Below are 18,630 nucleotides of genomic sequence, written 5' to 3' on the forward strand. Positions count from 1 at the left end.
TGGCTCTGGCGAAAAGGCAAGGCGATTGCGTATGGAAGACCGTCATGAACTGATGAATGACATGAACGCCCGTTCGCGCGAGGTGTTTCGAAGTGTCGTTGAAAGCTACTTGAGCACGGGCACGCCTGTGGGGTCACGCACGCTGACCCGGTCGCTGACGGAAAAGGTCAGTGCCGCAACCATCCGCAATGTGATGCAGGACTTGGAATTTATGGGTTTGCTGGACAGCCCGCATGTTTCAGCCGGGCGCATTCCGACCGAGCTTGGCTTGCGCATGTTTGTCGACGGGCTGTTGGAGGTTTCCAATCTGGATCAGGGGGATCGTCAGAAGATAGATGAAACCGTCGGTAAAACAGATAACAATATCAACACGATGATGGATCGTGTGGGGTCTGCGCTGTCGGGGATCACCGCCGGGGCCAGCCTGGTGCTGACCCCGAAGCACGAAGCGCCGATCAAACATATCGAGTTTGTGTCTTTGGGTGCGGACCGGGCTTTGGTGGTTCTTGTGTTCGCCGATGGTCACGTGGAAAACCGTGTGTTCACGCCCCCCGCCGGGCAAACGCCAGCGTCGATGCGCGAGGCTGCGAACTTCCTGAATGCGCTGGCCGAGGGCCGCACAATTTCAGAACTTCAAACCATCGTGACCCGTGAGATCAAGAAGCGGCGGCAGGAGCTGGACGTTCTTACACAGGATCTGGTCGAAAGCGGTGCGGCGTTGTGGGAAAACGAAGGCCAGCCTTACGAGCGGTTGATCGTGCGCGGACGGTCGAATCTGTTGGCGGAAGATGCGGAAGCCGCCGATCTTGAGAAGATCAAAACGCTGTTTGACGACCTTGAACGCAAGCGTGATATCGCGGAATTCCTTGAATTGGCCGATCAAGGCGAGGGTGTGCGCATTTTTATTGGGTCCGAGAACAAACTTTTCTCACTTTCGGGTTCCTCTTTGGTGGTTTCCCCATATATGAACGCTGATCGAAAGATCATTGGTGCGGTCGGGGTCATCGGGCCCACGCGATTGAACTATGGGCGGATCGTGCCCATCGTCGATTACACCGCGCAATTGATCGGCAAGATGATCTCGGATCGAAGGTAAAGGCGAAGAGATGGCTGACGCAAAGAACGACGCAGTAGAGAACTTGGAAACGGCAATCGAAGAGCTGATGACCGAGGAAGTAGAGATTGATTTGACCGAGGAAGAGCCGGTCGATGAATTGGCCGCCTTGCGCGCCGAACGGGATGAATTCAAGGATCGGTTCATGCGGGCGCTGGCGGATGCCGAAAACACGCGCAAACGTGGCGAGCGTGACCGCCGTGAGGCCGAGCAATACGGCGGGTCAAAGCTGGCACGCGATATGCTGCCGGTTTATGACAACATGAAACGTGCGCTGGAAGCTGCGGAAGATGCGGGCGACGGTGCGAAAGCGCTGGTCGAAGGTGTCGAACTGACAATGCGGTCGCTTCTGAACATCTTCGAGAAGCACGGGATCCGTCTTTTGTCGCCCGAGATTGGCGACAGGTTCGACCCCGAAGTGCATGAGGCGATGTTCGAAGCCCCCGTGCCCGGTTCCAAGGCCGGCGATATTATTCAGGTAATGGGCGAAGGCTTCATGCTGCATGATCGGCTGCTACGGCCCGCGCAGGTGGGCGTTTCGTCAACTCCGAAGTAAATTACCCAGAATACAGAATTGAAGAAACGCCCCGAACCTGGGGCGTTTTTCGTCAGGTTTCCAGCTTTTCCCGAAGCTGATACAGAAGGTTCAGCGCCTCGATCGGGCTTAAGCTGTCGGGCTGAATATCGGCCAGAGCCTGCTCGATCTCTGACGGGCCGCTTGCGGCGGTCTGCTTCGGGGCGGGCATGGCGGCGAACAGCGGAAGGTCATCTATCAAGGCCTTTTGCCCGGTGCCTTCACGCTCGCCTTTTTCCAGCGCTTCCAGAACCGTGTTGGCGCGGGCAATCACGCTGTCGGGCAGTCCCGCCAGCTTGGCGACTTGAACCCCATAGGAGCGGTCCGCCGCGCCTTTGTGCACTTCGTGCAGAAAGATGACGTCGCCTTCCCATTCCTTCACGGCAATCGTGGCGTTTTCCACACCGTCCAGCTTGGCGGCAAGCTGTGTCATTTCGTGATAATGCGTGGCGAACAGGGCGCGACACTGGTTTACATCGTGCAAGTGCTCAAGTGTGGCCCAGGCAATCGACAACCCGTCATAGGTCGCGGTGCCGCGTCCGATTTCATCCAGGATCACCAATGCCCGGTCGTTTGCTTGGTTCAAGATCGCAGCGGTTTCGACCATTTCAACCATGAAGGTGGACCGGCCCCGCGCCAGATCATCCGACGCCCCCACGCGGCTGAACAATTGTGACACAATGCCGATATGGGCAGACTTCGCAGGCACATAACTGCCGCTTTGCGCCAGCAGGGCGATCAATGCGTTCTGCCGCAGAAAGGTTGATTTACCGGCCATGTTGGGACCGGTCAGCAGCCAGATATCGGCATCGCGCTCTCCGTTGGACAAACGACAATCATTGGCGACAAATGGATCACCCGACCGCTTCAACGCAGCTTCGACCACGGGGTGACGCCCGGCCTGCACGTCGAAAACGCGACTTTCATCTACTGTCGGGGCGGTCCAGTTTTCGGATCGGGCGAGCGTTGCAAAACCTGCGGCCACATCCAGTTCAGCCAAGGCGCGGGCGGTGTTCGCAATCTCGGCGGCCTGGGTCAAAACTTCCGCAACCAAGGTGGAATAGAGACGCTTTTCGATCTCCAATGCCCGATTGCCCGCATTCAAAATCTTGGTTTCCATATCGCTGAGCGCAACCGTGGTAAACCGCACCACATTGGCCGTGGTCTGTCGGTGGATGTAGTGTTCTGACAGCGGAGCGCCAAGCATCTTCTGCGCGTGGGTGGCGGTTGTTTCGATGAAATAACCCAACACGTTGTTGTGTTTGATTTTCAGGCTACTGATGCCGGTATGGTCCGCATATTGGGCTTGCATACCGGCGATCACGCCGCGCCCCTCGTCGCGAAGCTGGCGCGCTTCGTCCAGATCAGCGTCATAGCCCGGTGCGATAAACCCGCCATCGCGGGCCAGAAGGGGCGGCTCGGCAACCAGCGCCTCATCCAGCAGGTGAGACAGGGCGTCATGCCCGGTCAACGCGCTTGCGGCGTCGGAAAGATTGTCGGGCAAATCCCGATCAGAAAGCATTGTGGCGATGTCTTCCGCCGCGGCGATCCCGCTGCGAATGGCAGCCAGATCGCGCGGGCCGCCGCGATCCAGACCAAGGCGTGACAAGGCGCGGTCGATGTCGGGCACTTTGCGCAGCGCAGCCCGGACATCTTCGGTCAACCGGGACGCCTCTTTGAAAAACGTCACGCCATCCAGCCGCGCACGGATTTCCGCCTGATCGCAAGAGGGGCTGGACAGTCGCCGTTCGAGCAACCGCCCGCCACCCGCCGTCGCAGTCCGGTCGATCACGGACAGCAGCGACCCGTCCCGCCCACCGGACAAGCTGTGGGTCAGCTCCAGATTGCGCCGGGTGGCGGCGTCGATTTGCATCGTGCCATGTGCCATTTCGCGCACCGGAGGGCGCAGCAGCGGCAGCTTCCCTTTCTGCGTAATGTCGAGGTATTCGACGATGGCACCCATCGCGCCCATTTCGGCACGAGAGAATGTGCCAAAGGCGTCCAGAGACCCGACCTTGAACAGATCCAGCAGGCGCTTTTCCCCGCTGGCGCTGTCAAATGCTGCCCGCCCTAAATCGGTGCCGTCTGCGCCGGACTCAGAGACTAATTCACCCAATTCCGCGCTGAGATCGTCGCAGACCACCAATTCGCGCGGCGCTAAGCGCGCCAGTTCGGGGGACAGCCGCGTTCGATTGGATGGCATTACGCGAAACGCCCCGGTCGAGATATCGACCCACGCCAGCGCGGCGTCATCGCGCACTTCGTTATAGGCAGCCAGGAAGTTGTGGCGGCGGGCGTCCAGCAGACTTTCCTCGGTCAAGGTGCCGGGTGTGACCAGCCGAACGACGTCGCGCCTCACCACGGATTTCGATCCGCGCTTCTTGGCTTCGGCGGGGTCCTCCATCTGTTCGCAAACGGCGACCCGAAACCCTTTGCGGATCAGTGTCAGCAGATAGCCTTCGGCGGAATGAACAGGCACACCGCACATCGGGATGTCGTCACCCAGATGTTTACCCCGCTTGGTCAGGGCGATGTCCAGTGCGGCGGCGGCGGCAACGGCGTCGTCGAAGAACAGTTCGTAAAAATCGCCCATGCGATAGAACAAAAGGGCGTCGGGATAGCCATTCTTGATCTCAAGAAATTGCGCCATCATCGGCGTCACTTTGGCCGTCTTGTCGCTCACCTTCGGTCCCCCGTGTTCCGGTTTGCGCCAGACTATGGCCTTCACTTCCCGGACGAAAGGGGCATCAGGTGTTTTTGCGGCGCGAGACCCAGTTCCAGCTTGAGGCGCACATCTCATCCAGATCCAATTCCGCCTTGAAACCCAGGGTTTGCTCGGCCAGCTGCGTATCACCATAGACGCAAGCGACATCCCCGGCGCGGCGCGGGGCTATGCGGTAACGCAGTGTACGACCGGCGGCGCGCTCGTAGGCGCGCAGAACGTCCAGCACGGAATAACCGGTGCCGGTGCCAAGGTTCACCACATGGCCCGTGCCCGATGCCAGCAGCGCATCCAGCGACTGCACATGGCCGCGCGCCAGGTCCATCACATGGATATAGTCGCGAACACCGGTGCCGTCGGGCGTGTCATAGTCGTCGCCCCAGATCGAAAGCTGCTCCAGTTCGCCGGTGGCGACCTTTGCAATATAGGGCACCAGGTTGTTCGGAATGTCGTTGGGATCTTCGCCAATCAACCCGGTTTCATGCGCGCCGACCGGGTTGAAGTATCGAAGAACGCCAAACGCCCAGCGGTCATCCGATGCGGCAATCTGTTCCAGCGATTGTTCGCAGACCAGCTTCGTGAAGCCATAGGGGTTGTTGAAGCTGCGCGGCGCGGTCTCGTCGACCGGAAGGCGGGCAGGCTCACCATACACCGTCGCTGACGACGAAAAGACCAACGAGAATAATTCGGCCCGCTGCATTGCGCCCAGCAGGGAATAAAGCCCAACAATGTTCGTGTTCAGATAGTCCAGCGGCTTGTCAACGCTTTCCCCCACAGCCTTCAGCGCGGCGAAATGGATGACGGCCTGTATAGCGTGTTCGGAAAAGATGCGGTCCAGCAACGCGCCGTCCATAACGTCGCCGACCACATGTTCGACGGGTGCGCCGGTGATGATCTCAAGCCGGTCAATCACGTCTTGGCGCGCGTTCGAGAAATTGTCGAGGATGACGGCCTCATACCCTGCGGCCTTCAGGGCGACATATGTGTGCGACCCGATGAACCCGGCGCCGCCTGTCAGCAGAATCTTTTGAACCACGTGAAACCTCTTGTCCGTTGAAGCAGGTATAGGCTGGCTGCAAGAAAAAGGCACGCGGGAACCGAAGTGGTGAGGATGGGGGGCCAAGATGGCGCTAACATTCGGGTTATTGCTGTCCAACCCTTCCTTGGTTTCTATAAATTGCAACAATCTGGCTTCAAACGAAATAACATTGCTTGAATTGCGGTTGAGGCCGCCGCTCACCCCTTGTATGGGTTGGGCGTTCCAACCACTTCAAAAAGGCCGTAATTCATGCCCAAAGCCAAGATCACGTCGGAAGAGGCGCTTGCCTTCCATTTGGACCCCATGCCGGGCAAATTCGAAGTCACCCCCTCGGTCCCCATGACGACCCAGCGCGATCTGTCTTTGGCCTATAGCCCCGGTGTGGCCGTGCCATGCGAAGCCATCGCGGCCGATCCTCAGACGGCTTATGACTATACGAACAAAGGCAACCTTGTCGCGGTGATTTCGAATGGGACGGCGGTTCTGGGGCTGGGCAATCTTGGTGCCTTGGCGTCAAAACCTGTGATGGAAGGCAAGGCGGTGCTGTTCAAGCGGTTCGCCGACGTGAACTCGATCGATATCGAGCTGGATACCGAAGATCCCGAGGCCTTCATCGACGCGGTCAAACTCATGGGGCCGACTTTTGGCGGCATCAATCTTGAAGATATCAAGGCACCGGAATGCTTCATCATCGAGCAACGATTGAAAGAGGAAATGGACATTCCGGTCTTTCACGATGACCAACACGGCACGGCGGTGATCTGTGCGGCGGGGTTGATGAACGCGCTGCATCTGTCCGGCAAGAAGATCGAGGATTGCCGGATCGTTTTGAACGGCGCGGGTGCCGCCGGGATTGCCTGCATTGAACTGATCAAGGCCATGGGCGCCAAGCATGACAATTGCATCGTTTGCGACACGAAAGGCGTCATCTATCAGGGTCGCAAGGATGGCATGAACCAATGGAAATCCGCCCACGCCGCCAATACCGACCTGCGCACGCTGGAAGAGGCGATGAAGGGCGCGGATGTGTTTTTGGGCGTGTCGGTCAAGGGGGCGGTGACGCAGGGCATGGTCGCCTCGATGGCCGACAACCCGGTGATATTCGCGATGGCCAACCCGGACCCGGAGATCACGCCGGAAGAAGCGCATGAGGTGCGCAATGATGCCATTGTCGCCACCGGACGGTCGGACTATCCCAACCAGGTGAACAACGTGTTGGGTTTTCCCTATCTGTTTCGTGGGGCGCTGGACATCAACGCCCGCGCGATCAATGACGAGATGAAGATCGCCTGCGCCCGTGCGCTTGCCGAACTGGCGCGCGAGGATGTGCCGGACGAGGTCGCGATGGCTTACGGCAAGAAGCTGACTTTCGGGCGCGATTACATCATCCCGACGCCCTTTGATCCGCGCTTGATTTATGTTGTGCCGCCGGCTGTGGCGCGGGCCGGGATGGTCACGGGCGTTGCGCGTCGTCCGATCATCGACATGGATGGCTATGAACAAAGCCTGAAGGCACGGATGGATCCGACCGCCTCGATCCTGCGCGGGATCACGGCACGGGCGCGTAAGAATCAGGCCACCATGATCTTTGCCGAAGGTGATACGCCGCAGGTGTTGCGGGCTGCGGTTCAGTATCAGCGCAATGGCTATGGTCGTGCCCTTGTGGTTGGTCGCGAAGAGGATGTGAAAGCCAAGCTGGAAGCTGAAGGGCTGGGCGATGCGGTGCGCGAGCTGCACGTGGTGAACGCGGCGAACACAGATCAAATGCCTCAATACAAAGAGTTCTTGTATGAGCGGCTGCAACGCAATGGTTTTGATCGCCACGACATCAACCGGTTGGCGGCTCGCGACCGGCATGTCTTTGCGGGACTGATGCTGGCGCATGGGCATGGGGACGGGCTGATCACCGGGGCGACGCGCAAATCGGCCTATATTCTGGACCGGATCAACCATGTCTTTGACGCCCGCGCGACGGACGGAGCCGTAGGTGTCACCGCCTTGCTGCACAAAGGGCGGATCGTCCTGATTGCCGATACGCTGGTGCATGAATGGCCCGAGACCGAGGACCTGGCCAATATCGCCGTGCGCGCCGCGGCCGTCGCGCGCGGTCTTGGGCTTGAGCCGCGGGTGGCCTTTGTCAGCTTCTCGACCTTTGGCTATCCCAAGTCCGAGCGGGCCGAGAAAATGCACGAAGCCCCCGCCATTCTGGAAGCGCGCGGGGTCGATTTTGAGTTCGATGGCGAAATGACCGTCGATGTCGCCCTGAACGCAGACGTGATGGCGCATTACCCGTTCTGTCGTCTGTCGGGTCCCGCCAACGTGCTGGTGGTGCCCGCGCGGCATTCGGCGTCAATCTCGGTCAAGATGATGCAGGAGTTGGCGGGTGCGACAGTGATTGGCCCGATCCTGTCAGGCATTGATCAACCGATCCAGATTTGCTCGACCAATTCCACCTCGAACGACATTCTGAACATGGCGGTCTTGGCGGCGGCGCGGTTGGGCGAGAGATAACCTCAGCCGTTTGACCGGAATTGTCTCATGCCTTTATCGTGGGGCATGGGATATGTTAAAACTCATTGGCGTGGACAGCAGCCCCTGAACCGCTCGTTCTGGGTCAATGGTGTTCTGTTGCGCCTGGGTGCCTACGGTGGTCTTGCGTTGTTGACCTGGGCGCAGCCCTTACCCAAAATCTTCCTGTTTGCCGCAGTCGCGGCCGATTTGATCGTGATGATCTGGCAGTCTGTCGGTTACTTTCGTGCGGCAGAGCACAACCTGTCAGGGTCCAGTTCGATGCTGCCGTTGTGGGGCGGAATGGTCGCGTTGATCGTGGCGGTCGCGGTCATGCTGTCACAGTGGTGGGGTCTGGTGCTGGCCGCCAATGCGCCGCCAGCGGAAGAACTTTATTCCGCCAAAATGGAACGGATGCGCGCCGCGCAATATGTGCTGACCGTGGATGATGCCCGCAGCGCGGTGACGTTTAAGGGCGATCTGACACATGGGGTCACGAAGCGGATGGCGGCGATTCTGGCGGAAAACGCCGGGCCTTCTACCGTTTATCTGGACAGTTCAGGCGGCAATATCTTTGAGGCACGCGGGCTGGCAAAGCTGATCACTTCAGCCAAGCTAGACACACATGTCGAAGAAAATTGTAGCTCGGCCTGCACAATCGTGTTTATCGCCGGGGCAACGCGAACCGCTGATCCAGATGCGCAGCTGGGCTTTCATGGCTATGCGCTGATGGACGCGGCAAAGCTGCCCCAGTTCGACATCGCAGAAGAACAAGAGCGTGACCGGTTGTTCTTCGTGCAGCAGGGGGTCAGCGATGAATTCGCCGCGCGCATCTATAACAGCCCGAACCGATCCATCTGGTTTCCCGCGCGTGATGAATTGCTCCGCGCCAATGTGTTGACCCAGGAATCCCAGCGCAAATAAGAACACCCCGCCAAGATATGACGGAGTGTTCTGGCTTTGCAGCGCAGAAGGTTAACCGATGATGGCGTTCAGCGTGGCGCTGGGCCGCATCACTTTCGCCTTTTTCTCAACGCTCGGGTGGTAATAGCCACCGATATCGGCGGCCGGACCCTGAACCGCAGCAAGCTCGGTCAAAATTGCCTGTTCGCCGTCGGCCAAAGCTTTTGCGATGGGGGCAAACTCCGCCGCGATTTCAGCATCGTCGGTTTGCGCCGCCAGCGCCTCGGCCCAGTAGCGGGCAAACCAATAGTGGCTGTCGCGGTTGTCCGGCTCGCCCACCTTGCGCGACGGCGAGCGGTTGTTGTCCAGAATGCCCTGTGTGGCATCTTCGGCTGCACGACCCAGAACACCCGCCTTGGCGTTGCCTTTCGCATCGGCCAGGAAGTTCAGGCTTTCGCCCAGTGCGCAGAATTCACCCATTGAATCCCAACGCAGATGGTTTTCTTCGACCAGTTGCTGAACGTGTTTGGGGGCAGATCCGCCCGCACCGGTTTCAAACAGCCCGCCGCCCTGCATCAGCTTCACGATCGACAGCATCTTGGCCGAGGTGCCAAGCTCCAAAATCGGGAACAGGTCGGTCAGATAGTCACGCAGAACGTTGCCTGTGATGGCGATCGAATCCTTGCCCGCGGTGATGGTTTCCAGCGATTGGCGGGTCGCTTTGCGCGGTGCCATGATCTGGAACTTATCGGCGACCCCGGCTGTTTTCAGCGCGGGTTCGACGTATTTGATCAGCTCGGCGTCATGGGCGCGGTTTGCATCCAGCCAGAAGATCGATTCAGACCCGGTCAGGCGTTGGCGGTCCATCGCAAGCTCGATCCAGTTTTCAATCGGCGCTTTCTTGACGGTGCAGGCGCGCCAGATATCTCCGGCTTCGACATTGTGCGAATGCAGGGTGTCACCGTTGGCCAGAACAATGCGAATGATGCCGTCTGCGGGGGCTTCGAACGTTGTGGGGTGCGAGCCATATTCTTCGGCTTTCTGCGCCATTAGACCCACATTTGCGACGGCGCCGGCGGTGGTGACATCCAACTTCCCGTTCTCTTTGAAAAAGTTGATCGCTTCGTCATAGACGGTTGCATAACACCGGTCAGGGATCACGCAGTTGGTGTCGCCCTTTTTGCCTGCCGCGTCCCAGCCCTTGCCGCCTGCGCGGATCACGGCGGGCATCGAGGCGTCGATGATCACGTCCGATGGCACATGCAGGTTGGTGATGCCCTTGTCCGAATCGACCATATATATCGCTGGCCGTTCAGCAGTTACAGCCTTGATCGCGGCCATGATTTCGGCGTCGTTTTCGACGCGTTCCAGCAAGTCGCCCATACCGGAGTTCGGGTTGACGCCCAGCGCCTCTAACCTACCGCCAAACTTGTCGAACACGGGTGCAAGCCAGGCCTTGACGGCGTGACCAAAGATAATCGGGTCCGAGACCTTCATCATCGTCGCTTTCATGTGAAGCGAGAACATGGTGCCATCTTTTTTGGTGTCTGCAATGGCGTCGGCAAGGAATGAACCCAGCGCGCGGGCCGACATGAACGTGGCGTCTGCAATTGTGCCTTCGTCCAGCGTCCAGCCGTCTTTCAGAACGGTAACGCTTCCGTCTTTGCCAACAAATTCGATCTTTGCATCACCGGCTTGCGTCGCGGTGATGGTCGCGGACTTCTCGTTCGCATAGAAATCATTGCCGGGCATGGACGAGACCTTGGTCTTGCTGTCTGACGACCAATCACCCATCGAATGCGGGTTTTTCTGGGCGAAGTTCTTTACGGCCTTGGCTGCGCGACGGTCGGAATTGCCTTCGCGCAGAACCGGGTTCACCGCCGAACCCTTGATTGCGTCGTAACGGGCGCGGATGGCTTTCTCTTCGTCGGTCCTGGGTTCTTCGGGATAGTCTGGCAGTTTGTAGCCCTGCGCCTGAAGCTCTTCCACCGCGGCCACAAGTTGCGGCACCGACGCCGAGATGTTGGGCAGCTTGATGACGTTGGCATCAGGCGTTTTCACCAGCTTGCCAAGCTCGGCCAGATCGTCGGGTTGGCGTTGATCTTCGGTCAGGTTTTCCGGGAAAGTCGCGATGATGCGCGCGGCAAGCGAAATGTCTTTGGTGCCAACAGTCACACCCGCTGCGGACGCAAAACGCTTGATGATTGGCAGAAACGAAGCGCTGGCCAGCTCGGGCGCTTCGTCTACAATGGTATACAGAATGTCAGGTTGCGATGTATCGGTCATGTCAGGACACCTCATTTTTCGCGGAGAGTTTCACCGAAGGGCCAACGCCCCAACCGGTGAAAGGTGAAATTTCCCCACCCACATACACAAGATTGATGCAGAAAAAAAGGGTGGGGCGCTAACAGTTGCCACAAATGGGATCGAAGATCAGACCACGCGCCCATTTGCGTGATTGGAAACGCTACAGCCGGTCCATGATCGCGTCGGCAATCGACATGGTATTGCCGGTGCCACCCAGATCTGGGGTGACGCGGTCTTTGGCTTGAACAGTCTCTATCACAGCCTTTTTCAGGCGGCCCGCTTCGTCGTTCAGGCCAACATGTTCCAGCATCAGGCCCGCCGCCATCAGGAAGGCGCAGGGGTTGGCTTTCTGCTGACCGGCAATGTCGGGGGCGGAGCCGTGGACGGCCTCGAAAATCGCGGCGTCTTTACCGATATTGGCTCCGGGGGCCAGCCCCAACCCGCCAACCAGACCGGCGGCCAGGTCGGACAGGATGTCGCCGAACAGGTTGGTGGTGACGATCACGTCAAACGCTTCGGGATACATCACCATCTGCATGGCGCAGGCATCCACGATGCGCTCGTCGCAATCCACGCGTCCTTCGTATTCTTTCGCGACCTCGCGCGCCTCTTCCAGAAACATACCCGACAGCAGCTTCAGGATATTGGCCTTGTGCACGATCGAGACTTTCTTGCGCCCGTTGGCGACGGCATAGTCGAACGCAGCGCGTGTGATCCGGCGCGCTTCTTGCTTGGTGTTATAACCGGTGGAATAGACTTTACCTTGTGGGTCGCCATCATGCTCCATGTATCCTTCGTCGGCGATGTAATAGCCTTCAAGGTTCTCGCGGAAGATCACCATATCGATATTGTCATACCGCCCATCGGTCTTGATCGTCTTGGTGGGGCGCACGTTGGCGAACAACTCGAACTCCTGACGCAGTTGCAGGTTGATCGACTTGAAGCCACCGCCGACCGGAGTGGTCAATGGGCCTTTCAGCGCCAGTTTGGTGCGGTGGATGCTGTCGATGGTTGCTTGCGGCAGCGGGTCGCCGGACGCATCAATGCCGGCCATACCTGCTTGCTGCACGTCCCACTCAAACGGCTTGCCCATATGGTCAAGGATGGCAGTGACGGCTTGTGTGATTTCGGGGCCGATACCGTCGCCGGGAATCAGGGTTGCTTGGATCTTGGTGGTCATGGTTATCTCCAGGCTTTTTGCGCGTTCCCTGCTCACTTAAACGGTATACAATGGAATACAAGCAGAAAGTCAAATTCACCACCTCGAATAAATCGGGGGTAATCGCAGTCCAGCCTAGCTTTCCCTTGTGATAACTGTCCAGCGCAATAGGCTACCCACAAAACGGGAGGGCACCTTGGCAATCTATAATCTGGGATCCATCAATATCGACCATTTTTACGAGGTGGACCACCTGCCGATGCCGGGCGAGACACTTGCGTCGTCGGGTTATCGTGTGGGGCTGGGCGGCAAGGGCGCGAACCAGTCCATCGCCGCCGCGCTTGCGGGTGCGCCTGTGCACCATATCGGTGCCATTGGAGAGGAAGGCGGATGGTGCAAGACCCGCTTGTCCAACGCGGGTGTTGATACTGATCTCGTCGCCACGGTCCCCACAGCCACAGGGCACGCCAATATCTGTATTGATACGGCTGGGGAGAACTTGATCATTCTCTATTCCGGCGCAAATGCACATATATCAGACACTCAAATCGGTGAAGCGTTGGGCCAGGCTGTGCCGGACGACTATCTTGTTCTGCAAAACGAAACCTGCCTGACATACGAGGCCGCCCTGATCGCGCGCGCGCGTGGCGTATTCGTTGTTTACTCTGCCGCACCCTTCGATGCATCTCGCGCAATCCAGATGCTGCCCGTCGTCGACCTTCTTGTGGTGAACGAGGTTGAGGCCGAACAACTGTCGAGCGCGCTGGGCGTTGAGGTCGATGATATTGAGGTGCCCAACCTATTAATCACGCGGGGAGCGAATGGCGCTGTCTGGCGGGTTGGTGCAACGGGCGAACACATCTATGCGGACGCGTTCAAGGTCGATCCGGTAGATACAACCGGTGCCGGCGATTGCTTTGTCGGAAATACGGTCGCTGCGCTGGATCATGGGATGACCATCCCTGACGCGATCCGGTTTGGTGCGGCGGCGTCGGCCATTCAGGTCACGCGCCACGGCACGGCGGACGCGATGCCAAACCGGGCCGAGGTTGTTGCGTTCCTGGCAGAAAGAGGCTCTGATTAACCTCTCAGCAATTGGCCCAGACGCATCGCAATCGAGACGTCGCCAGACACTTTGATCTTGCCCATAGCAAAGGCGCTGATCGGGTTCAGCTTGCCTGCCATGAGCTTTTCAAGATTATCACGCGTCATCGAAATTGTGCAGGCTGTGTCCGTATCGTCGCGTGACACCGCACCGTCGCGCAATATGATGACACCATCGTCACCGCAATCCAGCTTGAGGCTTTCGTCGAACGGCCGCTTCTTCAGGCCGCGTTCAATCTTTTCGGCAATCGGGGTCAATGGCATCCGGGTCTCCAAGCAAATAAACGCCCCCGCTTGATACGAGGGCGTTCAGTTTCGGTCCACGGTGACGTGGCGCGAGGTTACTTGAAGCGGCGGTTACGCATCGCGATCAGCTTCAGACGCAGCGCATTCAGTTGGATGAAACCTGCCGCGTCTTTCTGGTCATACGCGCCCATGTCTTCCTCGAAGGTCACATGCTCTTCGGAATAAAGCGAATGATCAGACCAGCGACCCACAACGCGGGCCAACCCCTTGTAAAGCTTCATGCGCACCGTGCCGGTCACGTGATCCTGGCTGGCGTCGATGGCAGCTTGCAGCATCTCGCGCTCGGGGCTGAACCAGTATCCATTATAAATCAGCTCGGCATATTTCGGCATCAGTTCGTCTTTCAGATGCATCGCGCCTCGGTCCATCGTGATCGATTCAATCCCGCGATGGGCGTCCAGCAGGATGGTGCCGCCGGGGGTTTCATAAATCCCGCGCGACTTCATCCCGACATAACGGCCTTCAACCAGATCAAGACGGCCGATGCCATGCTTGCGGCCATATTCGTTCAGTTCGGTCAGGACGGTTGCGGGGGACATGTCCACGCCGTTGATCGACACTGCGTCGCCCTTCTCGAACCCAATTTCGATGAATTCGGGTGTGTCAGGGGCATCTTCTGGATGCACGGAGCGCTGATAGACATAATCAGGTGCGTCCTCGGCGGGATCTTCCAGCACTTTGCCCTCGGACGAGGTGTGCAGAAGGTTCGCGTCAACCGAGAACGGGGCCCCGCCACGTTTGTCTTTGGCCACCGGGATCTGGTGCTGCTCGGCAAATTCCAGAAGACGTGTGCGCGAGCCAAGATCCCACTCACGCCACGGGGCGATTACTTTGATTTCCGGGTTCAGCGCATAGGCCGCCAGCTCAAAGCGCACCTGATCGTTGCCCTTGCCCGTGGCACCGTGGCTGACGGCATCCGCGCCGTGCTCTTCCGCGATCTCAACCAAGCGTTTGGAGATCAGCGGGCGCGCGATGGATGTCCCCAGAAGATACAGACCTTCATACTGCGCGTTGGCGCGGAACATGGGAAACACATAGTCGCGCACGAACTCTTCACGCAGGTCTTCGATGTGGATGTTTTCCGGCTTGATGCCCAGCATCTCGGCCTTCTTGCGTGCCGGCTCCAGCTCTTCGCCCTGACCAAGATCAGCGGTGAAGGTAATCACTTCGCAACCATACTCGGTTTGCAGCCATTTCAGGATGATCGAGGTATCAAGACCTCCGGAATAGGCCAGGACAACTTTCTTGGGCGCGGGCATTGTTTTCTCCTACGTATCGTCTGCGCGCAGTTACCTGTTTTTATTGGTAAGAGCAAGGAGCCTTCCCAAAAGCGTGGTGCAGGTATGAACCGTCAGCAAGGGCTTGAACCATTCTGATTTTCAGGCGAAGGCTGTGCCATGACCAAATTCACAGACAAAGCACACAGCGCCGAACATCTGATGCGCACGCTGTTTCCCGCAACGCCCTTGCTGCGCAACGATCACCTGTCCAAGATGTATGAAGCCGATATCTGGCTGAAACGCGAGGATCTAAGCCCGGTGCGCAGCTACAAAATCCGGGGTGCGCTGAACGCGATGGCCAAGGTGCGATCGCGCAGCCCAAAGACCAGCGTATTTGTGTGCGCTTCGGCTGGAAATCACGCGCAGGGCGTGGCGTATGTTTGTCGTCATTTCGATGTGAAGGGCGTGATCTTCATGCCGGTCACGACACCGCAGCAGAAGATTGACAAGACGCGCATTTTTGGCGGCGACAACGTCGAAATCCGCCTTGTTGGTGACTATTTCGACGACACGCTGGCCGAGGCGACGCAGTTCTGTTCTGACGCTGGCGGGCATTTCCTGTCGCCCTTTGACGACCTTGATGTGATCGAAGGGCAGGCAAGCGTCGCGGCCGAAATTGTCGAGCAATTGAGCAGCCCGCCAGACATGGTCGTGTTGCCGGTCGGTGGCGGGGGGCTGTCGGCGGGCGTGAGTCGATATTTTCGCGATGTTTCATCGCAAACAGATATCAGGTTTGTGGAGCCCGCCGGGGCCGCAAGTTTGACCGCAGCTCTGGACGTCGGGGCACCGGTCAAACTGGACCGGGTTAACAATTTCGTCGACGGGGCGGCGGTCGCGCAAATCGGACAGCTTACCTTTGACGCGCTGAAAGCCACGCCTGCCGATCACGTTCTGACGGTGCCCGAGGATCGCATCTGTTCGACAATCCTTCAGATGTTGAACGTCGAAGGTGTGGTTCTGGAACCCGCTGGCGCCTTGTCAATTGATGCGCTGAAAGACCTGCGCGCCGAGGTGAAAGGCAGAACCGTAGTCTGCGTGACGTCCGGCGGCAATTTCGATTTCGAACGTTTGCCGGAAGTGAAAGAACGCAGTCAGCGATATGCGGGGGTAAAAAAATATTTCCTTTTGCGACTTCCCCAACGGCCAGGCGCGCTGAGAGACTTTCTTCAAGCGCTCGGGCCAGAGGACGATATCGCACGGTTTGAATACATGAAGAAAAGCGCACGCAACTTCGGGTCGGTTCTGATTGGCATCGAAACCAGCCGATCCGAAAATTTCGAAACGCTATATGCCCGGCTGGACGCGGGCGGTTTTGTCTATTCCGACATCACGAACGATGAAACCATCGCCGAGTTCGTGGTCTAATCACCGCTCAAAAACGCCTGCTTTGATGCGTCATAGGTTTGGAAAACGGGCGCCAGAGGAACGGCGTCATAGTTTCCGGCTGCCGCTTCCCGCTCGCCTTCGCCACACAGTTTTGACAGTTGATCAAACCCCAGATTCAAAGACGAGCTTTTCAGAAAATGCATGTCCTGTTCAAACAGATCCGGTTTCGGTGCGGATTTCAGACGGCATATCACCTCCTCCACTTCTTCCAGAAACAGAACGGCGACTTCGGCGAAGTCGTCTTCCCCGATTTCGGCTTTCAGCTCATTCACGCGAGTCCAATTGATCATTACGGCCTCCTTCTACGCTCCGGCAGTTTAGCCGCAGGCGGTTAACAAGCCGTAAGCCGCGAAGATCACGTAAAATTTTCGCTTTAAATGACTGTTAAACGACAGGCGCTAACCATTTCTGACAAAGCGAATCCTATCCGGGACATAAGTGTGAGCGCCGCAAATGCATATTTAGGTTGTGACGAACCAACCCCAGTTGCGCCACCTGTTCAGGTGGTTGAAAATCCGGTCCGCCGGATTCTGGTGGTCGATGACAGCCGGGCGCAGCGCCGCATATTGACGTCTTCCCTGACCCGACAAGGCTATGACGTGACCGAAGCCGGAACGGGTGACGAGGCGTTGGACATCCTTGGGCGTGAGCATTTCGACCTGATTCTCAGCGATTGGATGATGCCGGGGATGGATGGGCTTGAGCTGTGCGCGGCGTTTCGCCAGCTGCCGCTTGCGGGCTATGTCTATTTCATTCTGCTGACGTCAAAAACCGACAAGGGCGCCGTCGCGCAGGGGCTGGACGTCGGGGCGGATGACTTTCTTGCAAAACCTGTCAACCCGGACGAGTTGCGCGCGCGTATCAATGCTGGTGGCCGCATCCTGTCGATGGAACGGGAGTTGCAGGATAAGAACCGGCTTGTCACCTCGACCCTTGATGAAATTCAGGCGCTTTATGACTCGCTTGACCGTGACCTTGTCGAGGCGCGGAAGATGCAGCAATCTTTGGTGCGTGAAAAATATCGCGATTTTGGCGCGGCCGAGGTGTCATTGATGCTGAAACCTTGCGGCCATGTGGGTGGCGATCTTGTCGGTTTTTTTGAGGCCGGCCCCGACACGCTTGCGTTCTACTCCATCGACGTGTCCGGGCATGGGATCGCTTCCGCATTGCTGACCGCGCGACTGGCGTCGTATTTCTCGGACGGGTCGCCAACGCACAATATCGCGCTTGAGCGAGGGCCGAGCGGCGATTATCGCTGCCGCCCGCCCGAGATTGTTGCAGACGAGCTAAACAAGCTCTTGCTGAACGATCTGCGGTCCGAGCACTATTTTACGATGCTGTTCGGATATCTCGATCTGACAACCGGTGCGGTCGAGATGTCACAGTGCGGCCACCCAAATGCGGTGCGGTTGTCGACGCAGAACCGGGTGAGGTTTTTCGGGGAAGGTGGGATGCCGATTGGTCTGATCACAGATGCTCAGTTCGACCGACAACAGCTATCGCTCTTACCCGGTGAGCGGTTGATCTTCTATTCCGACGGCTTTACCGAATGCACCGACAATTCCGGCGCCATGCTGGATGAGGCTGGGTTGGCGAATATTCTTAGAAAAAACAGCGCGTTGACGAACGAGGCCCTGTTCGATGCGTTGGTCTGGGATCTCGATGCCTTTTCAGGGGGGCAGGATCTGGGGGATGATTTATCTTGCGTGATGGTCACTTACCGACCTGACCGCAGGTGATGGCGGACAAAATGGCGATCACCCTGGTTGCATAGGATGCGTAAGGCCGTATCGAAATCGGTCCAAATGGCCTGATGATCTGGCTCCAGCGGCGCGCCGACCTGCCGGATCGGGCGGGCCGCGAAGATGTGACAAATTTTTTCCGCCCACAGGTCGTATTCTGGCATAAAGCTGAACCGGCGATACGCCCCCAGCCGTTTTGGCGCAGCGATCTTCCATCCCGTCTCCTCCATCACCTCGCGGTGCAGCGCCACAATCCCGGTTTCGCCCGGATCAATCCCGCCGCCGGGAAGCTGGAATTCGTTGAACGGCTCGGCCTGATGGGTGATCAGCATGTCGCGACCATGAACGAGAATGGCATAGGCGCCAGGCCGCAGCACGTATTTGCGCCCATGTTCCCGCTGTTTGCCAAATCTGCGCATCTGCCCTTTTCCCTTCGGTTGCCGACACCATATAGACGCGGTATGCCAAGCTGAACGCCGATAGGAA

15 protein-coding genes are annotated in these 18,630 nt (G+C 58.1%); 7 read left to right on the top strand and 8 right to left on the bottom strand.

Annotated elements, in window-relative coordinates:
- The first annotated feature begins 31 nt into the window (after positions 1 to 31).
- Entirely contained in the window at positions 32 to 1,096 is a 1,065-nt protein-coding gene (gene hrcA / locus AC13C8_RS12565; RefSeq protein WP_482847613.1) for a heat-inducible transcriptional repressor HrcA, read from the top strand.
- A 10-nt stretch (positions 1,097 to 1,106) separates the two neighbouring features.
- The gene (locus AC13C8_RS12570; protein ID WP_482847615.1) at positions 1,107 to 1,670 is read left to right on the top strand and encodes a nucleotide exchange factor GrpE; all 564 of its coding nucleotides are present in this window, start codon (positions 1,107 to 1,109) and stop codon (positions 1,668 to 1,670) included.
- A 52-nt stretch (positions 1,671 to 1,722) separates the two neighbouring features.
- Here AC13C8_RS12570 and mutS read toward each other — a convergent pair whose 3' ends face one another.
- Positions 1,723 to 4,341 carry a DNA mismatch repair protein MutS gene (gene mutS / locus AC13C8_RS12575; RefSeq protein WP_482847876.1) on the bottom strand — a complete coding sequence of 873 codons (2,619 nt, stop codon included), beginning with the start codon at positions 4,339 to 4,341 and terminating at the stop codon, positions 1,723 to 1,725.
- Between the two features lie 94 nt (positions 4,342 to 4,435).
- Positions 4,436 to 5,446: a UDP-glucose 4-epimerase GalE gene (gene galE / locus AC13C8_RS12580; RefSeq protein ID WP_482847617.1), complete on the bottom strand. Its 1,011-nt coding sequence runs from the start codon at positions 5,444 to 5,446 to the stop codon at positions 4,436 to 4,438.
- Positions 5,447 to 5,698: 252 nt separating this feature from the next.
- Here galE and AC13C8_RS12585 point away from each other — a divergent pair, with 252 nt between their 5' ends.
- Positions 5,699 to 7,960 carry an NADP-dependent malic enzyme gene (locus AC13C8_RS12585; protein WP_482847619.1) on the top strand — a complete coding sequence of 754 codons (2,262 nt, stop codon included), beginning with the start codon at positions 5,699 to 5,701 and terminating at the stop codon, positions 7,958 to 7,960.
- Positions 7,961 to 8,005: 45 nt separating this feature from the next.
- Complete coding sequence (locus AC13C8_RS12590) at positions 8,006 to 8,881, top strand: COG3904 family protein (protein WP_482847620.1); 876 nt, start codon at positions 8,006 to 8,008, stop codon at positions 8,879 to 8,881.
- 51 nt (positions 8,882 to 8,932) lie between these two features.
- Here the strand turns inward: AC13C8_RS12590 and AC13C8_RS12595 are convergent, their stop codons facing one another.
- Positions 8,933 to 11,146, bottom strand: a complete 2,214-nt coding sequence (locus tag AC13C8_RS12595; RefSeq protein WP_482847622.1) for an NADP-dependent isocitrate dehydrogenase — start codon at positions 11,144 to 11,146, stop codon at positions 8,933 to 8,935.
- A 181-nt stretch (positions 11,147 to 11,327) separates the two neighbouring features.
- Entirely contained in the window at positions 11,328 to 12,347 is a 1,020-nt protein-coding gene (locus tag AC13C8_RS12600; protein ID WP_091431919.1) for an isocitrate/isopropylmalate dehydrogenase family protein, read from the bottom strand.
- A 175-nt stretch (positions 12,348 to 12,522) separates the two neighbouring features.
- On the opposite strand from AC13C8_RS12600, the gene AC13C8_RS12605 reads away from it, so the two are divergent.
- Entirely contained in the window at positions 12,523 to 13,410 is an 888-nt protein-coding gene (locus tag AC13C8_RS12605; protein ID WP_482847624.1) for a ribokinase, read from the top strand.
- Here AC13C8_RS12605 and AC13C8_RS12610 read toward each other — a convergent pair.
- Complete coding sequence (locus AC13C8_RS12610) at positions 13,407 to 13,694, bottom strand: SCP2 sterol-binding domain-containing protein (protein WP_091427663.1); 288 nt, start codon at positions 13,692 to 13,694, stop codon at positions 13,407 to 13,409. The two genes, AC13C8_RS12605 and AC13C8_RS12610, sit on opposite strands and share 4 nt — an antisense overlap.
- 77 nt (positions 13,695 to 13,771) lie before the next feature.
- On the bottom strand, positions 13,772 to 14,995 hold the full coding sequence (locus AC13C8_RS12615) for an argininosuccinate synthase (RefSeq protein WP_482847625.1): 1,224 nt from the start codon (positions 14,993 to 14,995) through the stop codon (positions 13,772 to 13,774).
- A 138-nt stretch (positions 14,996 to 15,133) separates the two neighbouring features.
- Between AC13C8_RS12615 and ilvA the strand changes: the two genes are divergently transcribed.
- Positions 15,134 to 16,381, top strand: coding sequence for a threonine ammonia-lyase IlvA (ilvA, locus tag AC13C8_RS12620; protein ID WP_482847626.1), 1,248 nt, complete (start codon positions 15,134 to 15,136; stop codon positions 16,379 to 16,381).
- Here ilvA and AC13C8_RS12625 read toward each other — a convergent pair.
- A complete protein-coding gene (locus AC13C8_RS12625; RefSeq protein WP_091427669.1) occupies positions 16,378 to 16,692 on the bottom strand; it encodes an Hpt domain-containing protein in 315 nt (104 codons plus the stop codon). The two genes, ilvA and AC13C8_RS12625, sit on opposite strands and share 4 nt — an antisense overlap.
- Before the next feature lie 150 nt (positions 16,693 to 16,842).
- Between AC13C8_RS12625 and AC13C8_RS12630 the strand changes: the two genes are divergently transcribed.
- The gene (locus AC13C8_RS12630; protein WP_482847627.1) at positions 16,843 to 18,141 is read left to right on the top strand and encodes a PP2C family protein-serine/threonine phosphatase; all 1,299 of its coding nucleotides are present in this window, start codon (positions 16,843 to 16,845) and stop codon (positions 18,139 to 18,141) included.
- Here AC13C8_RS12630 and AC13C8_RS12635 read toward each other — a convergent pair.
- A complete protein-coding gene (locus AC13C8_RS12635) occupies positions 18,120 to 18,563 on the bottom strand; it encodes an NUDIX hydrolase (protein ID WP_482847628.1) in 444 nt (147 codons plus the stop codon). The two genes, AC13C8_RS12630 and AC13C8_RS12635, sit on opposite strands and share 22 nt — an antisense overlap.
- Positions 18,564 to 18,630 lie beyond the last annotated feature (67 nt).

The organism is Aliiroseovarius sp. B-4 (assembly GCF_056857795.1).